12 protein-coding genes are annotated in these 12,840 nt (G+C 65.3%); 6 read left to right on the top strand and 6 right to left on the bottom strand.

From position 1 onward, the window contains the following. Window positions 1-362: 362 nt before the first annotated feature. From BLW83_RS04390 to BLW83_RS04365, 6 genes are all read right to left on the bottom strand, one after another. On the bottom strand, window positions 363-587 hold the full coding sequence (locus BLW83_RS04390; protein ID WP_177172489.1) for a hypothetical protein: 225 nt from the start codon (window positions 585-587) through the stop codon (window positions 363-365). 202 nt (window positions 588-789) lie between these two features. After that, window positions 790-2,244, bottom strand: coding sequence for an aldehyde dehydrogenase family protein (locus tag BLW83_RS04385; protein WP_090846044.1), 1,455 nt, complete (start codon window positions 2,242-2,244; stop codon window positions 790-792). A 3-nt stretch (window positions 2,245-2,247) separates the two neighbouring features. Next, the gene (locus BLW83_RS04380; protein WP_090846042.1) at window positions 2,248-3,693 is read right to left on the bottom strand and encodes an FAD-dependent oxidoreductase; all 1,446 of its coding nucleotides are present in this window, start codon (window positions 3,691-3,693) and stop codon (window positions 2,248-2,250) included. 1 nt (window position 3,694) lies between these two features. Further along, complete coding sequence (locus BLW83_RS04375; RefSeq protein ID WP_090846040.1) at window positions 3,695-3,982, bottom strand: (2Fe-2S)-binding protein; 288 nt, start codon at window positions 3,980-3,982, stop codon at window positions 3,695-3,697. A 1-nt stretch (window position 3,983) separates the two neighbouring features. Then, a complete protein-coding gene (locus BLW83_RS04370) occupies window positions 3,984-5,120 on the bottom strand; it encodes an NAD(P)/FAD-dependent oxidoreductase (RefSeq protein ID WP_090846038.1) in 1,137 nt (378 codons plus the stop codon). A gap of 42 nt (window positions 5,121-5,162) precedes the next feature. Continuing rightward, entirely contained in the window at window positions 5,163-5,885 is a 723-nt protein-coding gene (locus BLW83_RS04365) for a GntR family transcriptional regulator (protein ID WP_090846035.1), read from the bottom strand. Window positions 5,886-5,931: 46 nt separating this feature from the next. Here BLW83_RS04365 and BLW83_RS04360 point away from each other — a divergent pair, with 46 nt between their 5' ends. From BLW83_RS04360 to BLW83_RS04335, 6 genes are all read left to right on the top strand, one after another. Further along, the gene (locus BLW83_RS04360; protein ID WP_090846033.1) at window positions 5,932-6,846 is read left to right on the top strand and encodes a dihydrodipicolinate synthase family protein; all 915 of its coding nucleotides are present in this window, start codon (window positions 5,932-5,934) and stop codon (window positions 6,844-6,846) included. Window positions 6,847-6,888: 42 nt separating this feature from the next. After that, window positions 6,889-7,731 (top strand): transporter substrate-binding domain-containing protein, encoded by an 843-nt coding sequence (locus BLW83_RS04355; RefSeq protein ID WP_090846031.1) that lies wholly within the window; start codon window positions 6,889-6,891, stop codon window positions 7,729-7,731. A 68-nt stretch (window positions 7,732-7,799) separates the two neighbouring features. After that, window positions 7,800-8,468, top strand: coding sequence for an amino acid ABC transporter permease (locus BLW83_RS04350; RefSeq protein WP_090846027.1), 669 nt, complete (start codon window positions 7,800-7,802; stop codon window positions 8,466-8,468). Then, window positions 8,468-9,232, top strand: coding sequence for an amino acid ABC transporter ATP-binding protein (locus tag BLW83_RS04345; protein ID WP_090846024.1), 765 nt, complete (start codon window positions 8,468-8,470; stop codon window positions 9,230-9,232). The genes BLW83_RS04350 and BLW83_RS04345 overlap by 1 nt, the downstream gene beginning before the upstream one ends. Window positions 9,233-9,297: 65 nt before the next feature. Continuing rightward, window positions 9,298-11,337 carry an NADH:flavin oxidoreductase gene (locus BLW83_RS04340; protein WP_090846022.1) on the top strand — a complete coding sequence of 680 codons (2,040 nt, stop codon included), beginning with the start codon at window positions 9,298-9,300 and terminating at the stop codon, window positions 11,335-11,337. Then, a complete protein-coding gene (locus tag BLW83_RS04335; RefSeq protein ID WP_090846020.1) occupies window positions 11,338-12,255 on the top strand; it encodes a D-amino-acid transaminase in 918 nt (305 codons plus the stop codon). It abuts the gene before it with no gap. The last annotated feature ends 585 nt before the right edge of the window (window positions 12,256-12,840 follow it).

Here is a 12,840-nt window from a genome sequence, read left to right as displayed (position 1 = left end):
ACCTCGGCGGGTCTGATCATACCCGAAACCAAGGTCGCCTCACCAAGGCGCCTTTTTACGTCAAACAGCCCTGTCTGTAGACTGAAGCCCGCCTGTGCGAACATTGCCGCCGCATCCTCCCGGATGCTCCACCTCACTCCGCCACCTCAAAAGGTCACCCGAGACAGCCTGCCAGTCGCTCCCCTTCTTTGCGCTCCTGCACGCCAAAATTTCTTTTTCATATTCAATAAGTTGATATGTGCAAGCATGGGGAAAGCGGGACGGAGGGAGAAGAATGTTGGTTGGAGGGCTGGTAAATCCTACACTCACTCTTCTCGCCCGGTCAGTCTGTAAGGGACAACCTCCCTTCCTGTCTCCGTTTCTCAGGCTGCGAGTCTCGCCAGATACGCTTCGCTTCGTTCTGTTTTCCTCCACCACTGGAAGTCCTGCTGAACGTAACGTGGCTCGCCTTGCCATTCGTCCAGCCCGCGGGGTTCAGCCACCACCGGCAACTCTCGCCTTGCCACGTCGGCGGCCGCATATCGCATGACCGCCTGTATCTCCATGCTGTGGGTATAGGGCGCGATCATGCTGTCATGGACGGTCACCGACGCCGTAACCCATGCAGAAGCAGGGCGGACGACAGACGCGTTTGATAGAGCTCGTGAGATCGAGGCTCCGTTCTTCCGCGCTCAGGCGTCAGGCGAGATTGCCAAGATAGCTTCCAGAGTAAAAATCTTGGCAATAGTTCCGGAAGCGCAACTCCATTCCGATCGCCCCACACGCTGGGGTCAGGTCTTTCTTTCGGGATCAGATGCGGGCGGTGACCGTTTTGACGGTATAATAGGACTTCAGCCCCTCGAGCCCCTTTTCACGGCCGAAGCCGCTGTTTTTGACGCCCCCGAACGGGGTTTCCACGCCACCGGCAAAATACTGGTTGATGAAGACCTGCCCGCCCGATGCAATGCGGGCAAAGCGCAGGGCCTTGGAGATGTCGCTGGTGTAGATCCCGGCCACCAGCCCGAAATCCGTGCATTCCGCCAGCGCGCAGGCGTGGTCGAAATCATCCGCGATCTGCACGGTCAGAACCGGGCCGAAGATTTCCTCTTGCACGGCCAGCGTCGCCGGGTCCGAAGCGAGCAGCACCGTGGGCTCAAAGAACCAGCCGCCCAGCCCTTCGGGGTGGGCGATCGAGCCGCCGACCAGCAGCTGCGCCCCTGCGCCGACCGACGCCTTGACGATGCCCTCGATCTTGAGCAGCTGCTGGTGCGAGACGACGGGGCCGATGTCGGGGTTGTCCAGACCGCGGCCGAAGCCCAGCGTCTTGATGCGCGCGACCAGCCGGTCGAGGAAGGCATCGGCGCAGCCGCGCTCGATCACCAGGCGCGATCCGGCCGAGCACACCTGCCCGGCGTTGGTGAAGATGGCCTTCATCACCCCGTCCAGCGCGGCGTCCATGTCTGCATCGGCCAGAACCACCACCGGCGACTTGCCGCCCAGCTCCATCGTGGTCGATGCGACATGGCTAGCGGCCGAGGCCAGCACCGCCTTGCCCGTCGCAACCGAACCGGTAAAGGTCACATGCGCGATCTTGTCATGCGCGACCAGCGGCGCGCCGGTGACGGCGCCGGGACCGCAGACCACGTTCACCACCCCGGCGGGCACGCCCGCGCGTTCCAGGTATTCCGGCAGCATCAGCGCGGTCAGCGGGGTCTGTTCGGCCGGCTTGATGACGGCGGTCGCGCCTGCGGCCAGCGCCGGGGCAAGGCCGCGGGCGGTGGTCACCAGCGGGAAATTCCACGGGATGATATGGGCGGTGGCGCCGATCGGCTCGTGCAGGGTGAACGAGATGAAATCCGGGCCCAGCGGGATGGTGTCGCCCTGCATCTTGTCGGCGATGCCGGCGTAGTATTCAAAGTAGCGGGCCGAGGTCTCGATGTCGCCCCGCGCCTCGCGCAGGGGTTTGCCGGCGTCGAGCGATTCGACGATGGACAGGCGCTCGGCGTCGTTGCGGATTTCCTGCGCAACCCGGAACAGCATCCGGCTGCGTTCGGCCGGGGTGATGGCGGCCCAACTGCCCTTGAGCGCGCGGGCCGCGGTCTCGACCGCCTCGCCCACCACGGACGCATCGGCGACCGGCACCTCGTGCAACACGGTGCCGCTGGCGGGATCATAGGTGGGAAAGGTCTCGCCCGTGATCTTGCGGCGCTGACCGTCGATATAGGGGTCGAGATCGATGCTGTGGATTTCGCTTTGGTAGGTCATCGGTCAGTCCTTGGCTTCTGAAAGAATGATTTCGTCGGGTTCGCGGGCAGGTCCGGCGTCGCGATCCGCCGCCAGCCGCGCCAGCGGCACCGGGCGCAGCGGCGGACGGAACCGAGGCATGGTCTCGACCATGGTTTCGGGCGACAGCCCCAGCAGCCCCGCCGCCGTATGCAGGCAATTGCGGCCCTGGCAGCGCCCCATGCCCAGCCGGCTGGAGGTTTTCAGCGTGTTGAGACTGCCCGAGGCCGCATTGCCGTCGGCCTTGAGGTCGCGCAGGCGCAATTCCTCGCAGCGGCAGATGATCGTGTCGTCGTCGGCTGCACGCAGGGGCGTGGGCAGGACATAGGCGCTGTTCAGCGCGCGGCGGAACCGGTCGAGCGTGCGATAGCGATGCGCCAGCTGCTTGGGGGCGGGGGTGCCGAGGATCGCGTGGGCGGCCAGCCGCCCCTCGATCAATGCCACCTCGACCCCGCCGATGCCGGCGCCGTCGCCGACCGCATAGACGCCGGCGGTGCTGGTTTGCAGGTCCGGTCCGCGGACGGGGACCAGCCCGCCAAGGTCGGGGCGCAGTTCCATCCGGCAGCCCAGCAGGCGGGCTGCATCAGACCCGGGCATCAGCCCGTAGCCCAGCACCAGCAGATCGGCCGGAATCGTCCGTTCTCGCGTCAGGTCCGGGCGGCCGTCAGGGCCGACCGGCGCGATCGAGACCTCGCGCAGCGTCTCGTCGCCATGGGCGCGGCTGACCATCCAGCCGGTTTTCCAGGCGGCACCCGCGCGCAGGATCTGGGCGCGATACTGCGCGGCTTTCGCAAGAATGCCGGGCGCGGCGACTACCCCCGACAGCGCGGCGCCGGCCAGCCTGCGGGATTGTTGAGCCTCGGCCACGGTCGTGACCCGGGCGCCGGCTGCGGCCATAGTCGCGGCGGCGACCAGCACCAGCGGCCCGTTCCCCGCCACGACCACGCGCCCTTCGGGAACCAGCCCGTGCGCCTTGGCAAGGTTGAGGCAACCGCCCGCCGAGATCACCCCGGGCAGCGTCCAGCCCGGAAACGGCATGGACCGTTCCTGCGCGCCGGTGGCGATGACCACGGCAGAGCCGGCGATGCGGCCGCTGCCTAGGGGGCCGGCATGGGCCACGGTGCCGGGCTGGGGAAAGGACCATGCAGTAGTGCGGGGCAGATGTGTAAGCAGCGGGCTGTCCAGCACCCGGGCCAGATCGTCATAGCGGGCCTTGTCCCGCATCAGCCTTGCGCGCGGCGCGGTCGAATAACCGGGGGGCAGCTGGCGGAAATACTGTCCGCCCGGCTGGATGTTGTCGTCGATCAACACGACGCGGCGGTTTCCGGCCACGAGTTCCTGGGCGCAGGCCAGACCCGCGGGGCCGGCCCCGATGACGATGACGGGGGCGTCGGAGTTGGCGTTGGTGGGGGTGAAAACCGGGTTCGCCATCTCAGACCTCGGCCTCGGCAAGACGGACGACCATGCCGGGGCGAGCCGGCTCGCCACAGCTGCGCACGACGCCAGTGCCTTCGACAAACACCGCGCATTCCCAGCAGATGCCCATGCCGCAGAAATAGCCGCGGGGCTGGTTCTCGATCCTTGTGCGGCGCAGGACCGGCACCCCCGCCCGCATCAGGGCCGAGGCGACGGTTTCGCCGGGGCGGGCGGGGATCTCGTTGCCCTCGAAGCTGAAACTGAGCGTTCCCGCGTTGGGGACGACACCGGGAATAAAGCGCATTTTAGGCTGCGGCATTGGAAAATCTCGCTGGATCGAAGATCGTGATCGGGCGCGAGGGACGATCCGTCAGGATCAACTCGCCCAGAAGCGTGCCCATCAGCGGGCCGAGAGTGAAGCCGCCGCGTGCGCAGGCGGCCAGATAGACGTTATCGTGCCCAGGCAGCCGGCCGAGATAGGGGTAGCTGTCGGGGGTCACGCCCTCATACCCCGCCCAGCTACGCAGGATGTTGAGCGGGGCGAGCCCCGGAATCACCCGCATTGCCAGCCGCAGATTGTGGACCAATTGGTCGTGGTCGATATCCTTGCGGCTGTCGCCGATGCTTCCAATCCCCTGCCAGCCGCCCCCGATCAGGCAACTGCCATTGGCCACCTGCTTGAGCGTCAGGATGCCGCGGGCATGGGTCACGATGCACTCGATGGTCGGGCGCGCGGGCTCGGTCACGGAAACCATGTTCACATCGAGGCTGATCGGGATCTTGACCCCCAGCATTGCCGCGATAGTCGCCGACCAGGCGCCGGCGGTAATGGCCAGTTCGGTGCCGTGGAAGTCCCCGGCGGTGGTCAGGACGCGAATGTCAGGGCCGTTTTCCACAGCGGCGACCGCCGCACCTTCCACGATCCGGACGCCCAGGCTTTCAACCTTGCGCCGCAGTGCCGGCCCGACCCGTGTCGGGCTTGCGTAGCCGTCCTGCGGCGACCATGTGGCCGCCATGCAGTCGGGGGCGATCCACGGCGCCTGCGCCCGCAACGCGGCCGGCGACAGGCGCTGCGCGTCAAGCCCGTAGTCGATCTGTTCGGACACGACCCGGCCTAGCCGCGCGGCCTCATCCTCGGTCATGGCGATCTTGTAGCCGCCGTTGCGGCGCAGCCCCAGATCGGCCCCCAACCGATCGGAAAGCGTGTTCCAGATGTCCCACGACCACAGCGTATAGGGAATCAGCGCCGGCAGCTTGTTCTGCACGCCCAGCGATCCGGCATTGACCGCCGATGCCTCGGCCCAAATACGTCCCTTGTCCAGCAGGATGACGGATTTTCCCGCCTCGGCCAGGGTCATGGCGCAGAACAGCCCGAAGATGCCGCCCCCGACGATGATCGTGTCAGCCTGCCCGGCGGCGGTTCTGGCTTTTGCGGTGTTCATGAGGCTCACTTCGTTTCGCCCAGGATCGGCCGGGATGGCCGGTCAGGCGCCGTTGGGGTTGGCGATATAGCGCTTCAGTGCAGTCTCGGACGCGTCGAGATCGGCAAGAATCGCATGACGCAATGCCTCGGGGTCTCGGTGGCGGGCGGCGTCGATCACGTTCTCATGACCACGGTGGTTACCGCGATTTCGTTGAAGATACGGATACATGTGCCGCAGTGTCGGCCCGATTCGCAGCCACAGCGATTCGACGATGCGTAGGCCAATGGGCTGCCCGGCACGTTCGTAGATGCGAAAGTGGAACAGCGAATTATAGCGCAGCACCTCCTTGAAATCAGCGTCAGCCAAGCTGCGCAGGAATTCTGCCTGGGTGGCTTCGAGGAATGCGATATCATCGTCCGTCAGCGCGGCGGCGGCGCTGGCCGCCATCTGCCCCTCGAGCATCCGGCGGATGCTGAAGATTTCAGCGATTTCGGGGGCTGTCCGCTCGGGCACGATGATGGCGCCCTTGTTGTTGATCTGAAGCACTTCGTCGGAAATCAGACGCAGGATCGCCTCGCGCGCGGGGGTAGCGGAAACCCCCATCTCGTCGGCCAGACGGCGGATGTTGAGCCGGTCCAGGGGTGCGAACATCCCCGACAGGATGGCCGAGGAAAGCTGCCGGCTTACCTGCTGCGCCAGCGTGTCCCCTCGCTGCGCAGTTTCGTATTTGGGTGAATTTTCTTGGGTCAACACGTTAATGCCCCTTGACAGGTAATACCACACATCGAATACGATATATCAAATATCCAAGCAGTCAAGGAGCAATAGGATGACCAAGGCAAAGTGGACTGGGGTGTTCCCCGCGCTGGCAACCCCGTTCACCTCTGAAGGCAAGATCGACAAGGCCCAGCAGGCCGCACTGGTCGAGTTGCTTTTGAGCGAAGGCGTCCACGGTTTCATCGTCGGCGGCAGCACCGGCGAATATTACTCGATGTCGCTGGAAGAGCGCGAAGAGCTGTTTCGCGGCGTCCATGCAGTGGTGGCGGGACGCGGCACCCTGATCGCCGGCACTTCCAGCACCAACCATGCCGAGACCCTGCACCTGACCCGCGTGGCCAAGGACATCGGCTATGACGGGGTGATGGTGCTGCCGCCGGTCTATTGCCTGCCGACGCCGGCCGAGATCGTGAAGGTGTTCGAGGAAATCGCCGCCATCGGCCTGCCGATCATGGTCTATAATAACCCTGCCCGCGTGGGTGTCGCCCTGCCGACCGGGCTGACTGAAAAACTGACCGCGATTCCAGGGGTTGCCGCCTACAAGGAAAGCGCCCGCGATCTTTATGCGGTGGCCGAGCTTTGCTATGCCACCCGCGACCGGCTGGCAATCTTTGCCGGGCTGGAACCTTACGGCGCAGCGATCATGTCGCGCGGGGGCGCGGGGATCGTCTCGACCATCTCGAACGTCGTCGGACGCCAGGTCGTCGATTACTACAACGCAATTCGCGCCGGGGATGCCGCCGAAGCTGCGAAAAACCAGCGGGTGATCGACGAGATGTATCACTTGCTGGGCCGCTCGGGACTGGCCAATTTTTCATTCGTGAAATGCGCCATGGCCGCGCTGGGCCGGCCGGGCGGTGCCGTGCGCGCGCCCCACATCATGGGCGACGACGCCAAGATCGCCGAGATCGGCAAGGAGGTAAGGGCGATCTACGCACGCGCCGGGATCGAGCTTCCGCAAGCCTGAAGCCGATAAAGACACAAGACAGCCAACGAGGAGGAGGAAAACATGAAACCCATGGGTAAATATTCGGCCCTGACCGTTGCGATGGCATTCGCGGCGGTCGGTTCCGCGGCGCAGGCGGATGCGGTCTGGGACCGCATCGCCGAGCGCGGAAAGATCGTCTGCGGCGCCATCCCCAACGACAAGATCGGCTCGTGGCACGATCGCGAGAGCGGCCAATGGGAAGGCTACGAGATCGAGCTTTGCCGCGCGATCGCCGCCGATCTGTCCACCGAGATGGGCAAGGAAATCGTCCCCGAGTTCCGCGAGACCAGCTGGAAGACCATCGTGCTGGACCTGCAGGCCAGCAAGATCGACCTCTGGCCGGGGATGAGCGCGACCGAGGAACGCAAGAAAGCCCTGTCGATGATCGGGCCGATGTATGATCTGGCGTTCTGCGGGGTGAACTCGAAGTCCTTCACCGAAGGCGCGACCTGGGAAAGCCTGAACGATCCCGCGGTGCGGATCGCGACGGTGACCGGCACCAGCGTCGAGACCGCCTTCAAGGAGGGCGCGCCGAATGCCACCCATATCAGCCTTGGGGAATATGCCGAGGTGACGTTGGCGGTGCAGTCGGGCCGTGCCGATGTCATGGGCGCGGACATCCTGCGCTGCGTCAACGTCCGTGCGGCGGCGCCCGACGCATTCGGTCAGATCACCGTGCCTGAACCGCTCAAGTCGATGGGGTCTTCGGCAGGTATCCTGAAAGACGCCGACCAGCTGGCCGAGTGGCTGGCCGTCTGGGCCGAGGAAAAGCGCGCCTCGGGTGCAGTGACCGAGATCTTCATGAAAGCCTTTGAGGCTGCCGGGGTCGATATCGCTGAACTGCCGCCAGAAGTGAAGTTCTGAGTCCTCCAGGTCGCGGGCGGGGCTGATGCGACGGACCCGCCCGCTTCCCACAACGAAGGAGCTTCGGAGTGAATTATCAATTCGACTGGTCGGCCGTCTGGGATCCCGCAGCCTGGTTCGGGGCGATCAAGGTAACGCTGGCCTACGGCATCGCCACCACGGCGGTCGGGCTGATCCTGGGGCTGATCCTGGGGCTGGCGCTGATCAGCCGGTTCTGGGTGCTGCGCCGGGCGGTGGCGCTGTTCATCGGACTGTTCAGATGCACGCCTGCGCTGATCCAGATCGTATGGTTCTACTATGCATTTCCGATGGTGCTGGCGGTCAACATGCCGGCCTGGCTTGCCGCCAGCATGGGGCTGACCTTCTACATGGCCGCGTTTTCGGCCGAGATTTTCCGCGGCGGCATCCAGTCGATCGAAAAGGGACAGTGGAACGCCACCCGTTCGCTGTGCATGTCGCCCTGGCAGGCGATGCGCCATGTGGTCCTGCCGCAGGCGTTCCGGCGGATGACCCCGGCCATCGTCAACCAGTCGATCATCCAGTTCAAGAACACCTCGCTGCTGTCGGTGGTCGCGGTCCATGACATCATGTTCACCGCATCGTCGCTGACGGCCGAGACCTACCGCCCGCTGGAGGTGCTGACCTTTGCCTCGGTGCTCTACATCATCCTGATCTGGCCCCTCGCCTCTATCGCCCATGTCGTCGAGAAACGCTCTGCCCAAGGAAGGACGCGCTGATGTCCCGCCCCTTCATCGAAATCACCCATCTGCGCAAGCTGTTCGGCGATGTCGTCGCCGTCGACGATGTCAGCCTGCAACTGGACGAAGGCCGGACCGCCGCGATCATCGGGTCCAGCGGCTGCGGCAAGTCCACCTTTCTGCGCTGCCTGAACATGCTGGAAACGCCGACCTCGGGCACGATGCGCATCGGCGAGGACGAAGTGGAGTTCGCCGACGGGGAAATGATCCGCGGCGCCGACCGCTCGCTGAATTTCCGCAAGTCGATGGCGATGGTGTTCCAGAGCTTCGAGCTGTTCCCGAACATGAACGTGCTGCGCAACATCACCCTCGCCCCACGGCTGGTCAAGGGAATGCGGCGCGACGAGGCCGAGGAAACCGCGCTGGCGCTGCTTGACCGGGTCGGGCTCAAGCACAAGGCGACAGCCCCGGTGACCGAGCTGTCCGGCGGCCAGGCACAGCGGGTGGCGATCGCCCGCGCGCTGGCCATGGCCCCCCGCGTCCTGCTGTTCGACGAGGCGACCTCGGCCCTTGACCCCGAGCTGGTGGGCGAGGTGCTGGCGGTGATCCGCGATCTGGCCAGCGAGGGCCGCACGCTGCTGGTGGTCACCCACGAGCTGGCCTTTGCCCGCGACGTGGCCGACACGCTGTATTTCTTTGACCAGGGGCGGGTGCTGGAAAGCGGCAAGCCCGAGGTTCTGATGGAAAACCCGCAAACCGAGCGGCTCGCCTCGTTTCTCAAGCGTTATTCCGGGCAGGTCTGACACCTGCCTGACTGCCCGGTATTCATTCGACCTGCCACTCCTCGCCTTGCAAGGATCACGTCCCGATGTCAGCCTATGATATCCTGCTTCAACCGTTCAATCTGCGCAATCTTACCCTGCGCAACCGCATCGTCAGCACGGCCCATGCGCCGGGCTACAGCGTCCAGTCCATCGCCGGTGAACGCTATCGCCGCTACCACGAAGAAAAGGCCAGGGGCGGGGTGGCCCTGACGATGATCGGCGGATCGACCGCGGTGTCGCCCGACGCGGCCGCGCCCTTCGGGCAGCTGACGCTGGCCGAGGACCGCGCCATCCCGCATATGAAAGAGCTGACCGATTCCGTCCACGCACATGGCGCGGCGGTATTCTGCCAGATTTCCCACGCCGGCCGGCGCGGCCGCTGGGATTCCGGCGCCTGGATCACCCCGGTGGGTCCGTCGGCGGTGCGCGAGGCGCAGCACCGCTCGTTCCCCAAGGAAATGGAGCCCTGGGACTTCGACCGTATCCTGCAAGATTTCCAAGACGCCGGACAGCGCGCCGTCGCGGCGGGGCTGGACGGGTTGGAACTGCTGTTCGGTGGCGGTCAGATCGGGATGCAGTTCCTGTCGCCGGCAGTGAACCGCCGCATGGACGAATACGGCGGCATTCTTGAAAACCGCCTGCGCTTCCCGCTGCAGATCGTCGAGGCGGTCCGCCGCGGGCTGGGCGACCAGCTGGTGCTGGGCGTGCGCATCACTGCCGACGAGTTCTTCGAGCATGGGCTGGAACAGCCCGAGTGCATCGAGATCGCCAAGGCGCTGTCGGCCAGCGGACAGATCGACTACCTGAACGTGATGGCCAGCACCGTCTACAACTGGCGCGCCGCCTCGATGTCGATGCCCAGCATGGGAACGCCGCTGGCGCCCTATCTGCCGATGGCCGCGGCGATCAAGGAACAGATCGCCCTGCCGGTGATGCACGCCAACCGCATCATCGACTTTTCGACCGCCGCCCGCGCCATCGAGGACGGGATGATCGACCTGGTCGGCATGACCCGCGCGCAGATCGCCGACCCCCATATCGTGCGCAAGCTGATGGAGGGCCGGGTCAGCGACATCCGCCCCTGCGTCGGCGCCAACTATTGCATCAGCCGCATCTATGCCGGCGGGGAATCGCTGTGCCTGCAAAACCCCGCGACCGGGCGCGAGGCGTCTCTGCCCCATGACGTGCCCAAGGCCGACACGCCCAGGAATGTGGTCGTGGTCGGCGGCGGCGTCGCCGGGCTGGAGGCTGCGCGCGTCTCGGCCGAGCGCGGCCACAAGGTCACGCTGATCGAGGCCGAGCCCAGGGCCGGCGGTCAGGTCAATATCGCCGCCCATGTCACCTGGCGGCAGGATCTGCAAACCGTGCCGCAATGGCTCGAGGATCAGTGCCGCAAGCTGGGCGTGGACATCTGGCTGGGCTACATGGCCGACACCGCCATGGTCGAACGCTTCGATCCCGATATCGTGGTCGTCGCGACCGGCGGCTATCCCAGCGTCGGCGAGATCGAGGGCGACGAACATGTCTACAGCAGCTGGGACATCCTCGGCGGCCGCGTGGCGATCGCCGAGAACGTGCTGATGTTCGACGATCAGGGCGCGGATTCGGGGATCAGCTGCGCCGATTACCTGGCTCAGCGCGCCAAGACGCTGGAGGTGATCACCCCCGAGCGCCACCTGGGCGTCGAGGCCGGGGCCTATAACTTCCCGGTCTATCTTCAGAACCTCTACAGCAAGGGCGTGCGGATCACCCCCGACATGCGGCTGCTGAGCGTCAAGCCCCAAGATGGCAAGCTGCGGGTCACCATGCGCAACGAATACACGCTGGAACAGGACACTCGGCTGGTCGATCAGGTGGTCTGTGACAACGGCACGCTGCCGGTGGACGACCTGTATGACGAGCTCAAACCCGCGTCGAAGAACCTTGGCGCCACAGACCACAAGGCACTGATGGAGGGGCGGCCGCAGACACTGATCTCGAACCCCGATGGCAAATACATGTTGTTCCGCGTCGGCGATGCGGTCGCCAGCCGCAACATCCACGCCGCACTGCTGGACAGCCTGCGGCTGTGCAAGGACTTTTGAATGGCCCGGATCGTGTATTGTCGCGGGGATTTCCGGGACGAGGCGCAGGCGCAGGTCAGTCTGTTCGACCGCGGCCTGCTGTTCGGGGATGCCGTGTATGAGGTCACTGCCGTGATCGGCGGGCGGATGATCGACAACGACCTGCATCTTGCGCGGCTGCAACGGTCGCTGGCGGAACTGTCGATCCCGCTGCCGATGCCGGTGGACCGGATCGAGCATGTCCAGCAGCAGCTGATCGCCCGCAACGACCTGACCGAGGGCACGGTCTATCTGCAAGTCTCGCGCGGCGAGACGGATCGGGATTTTCTTTACCCCGAGGGGCTGGCCCCGGCGCTGATCGGCTTTACGCAGGCGCGCAAGCTGGTCGGGACCAAAGCCCAGCGCGAAGGGGTCGCCGTCGATCTTGCCGATGACCCGCGCTGGACCCGGCGGGACATCAAGACAGTGATGCTGCTGGGGCAGGTGCTGGCCAAGACCCGCGCGCGCGAACGCGGCTTTGCCGATGTCTGGCTGGTCGAGGACGGAAAGGTGACCGAGGGTGCGTCCTCGACCGCTTATATCATTACCGCCGACGGCCGCATCGTGACCCGGGGTGATTCACAGGCGACACTGCCGGGCTGCACAAGCCGCGCGCTGCTGCGGCTATGCGCCGAACACGGGCTGACGGTCGAAAGACGCGCCTTTACCCCGGCCGAGGCGCAGGGCGCGGCCGAGGCATTCATGACCTCGGCCTCCAGCCTGGTGCTGCCGGTCGTGCGGATCGGCGGCGCAGTTGTCGGCAACGGCAGCCCCGGGCCGCTGACCCGGGAATTGCAGGGCCATTACCTCAAGGCCGCCGAAGAGCGCGACGCTCGCAAGGACCGTCAAGCAAAGTTCAGCTCCATGGCTGGATACCATCAGGAACCGCGGTCCACGTAGCCCCGCATCCCGGATCGCGACCGGGGCGCAGCTTCTGGCCCTGCGCCCTTTCTCACCGTCGAAACCACAGCAGTTCTGATCGACGGACCGGGACGAGAGCTGCAAACGTTCGATCTGCAACGGCAAATATTGGTGCCTGGCCCGATGCCGTTCGAGAACAATCCACGCTGGAATCACCCCGGACAGCGCGATCCGGACAGGAGCGTCGCCTGCCACGGGGACAGGCAGGCACCATGCGCGCCGCATTGTGATCAGGACACCTGAACCGCACCGTTTGGATGCCAGTATGTCGCTGGGCCTCGACGGGGTCTGGATGACACGAAAAACTGGCCGGAAACCCCGGTGGCAGACCAGTTCGACTCCGCGCTCGCGACAATCCGGACCCGGACGCGGCCAATCCCGCAAGGGGCATATGGGCCGCTGTTTCCCAAGGTCAGGACTTACAAGGCCCGCCCGGGCAGGCATGCTGCCAGGCCCCGGATTCCCGCGCAAGAGCGGCGCCCGCGGGTGGGGGCTGCGTGTCTTTGCCCGATAATAAAATTGAACTACAAGGCCGCGCGAGCTAACGTAGATGTCATAACAACA

The sequence above is a fragment of the Paracoccus alkenifer genome (assembly GCF_900108405.1).
GTDB lineage: Bacteria > Pseudomonadota > Alphaproteobacteria > Rhodobacterales > Rhodobacteraceae > Paracoccus > Paracoccus alkenifer.
The sequence above is the reverse complement of the archived record's forward strand: the minus strand, read 5'-3'. Positions and strand labels throughout refer to the sequence as shown.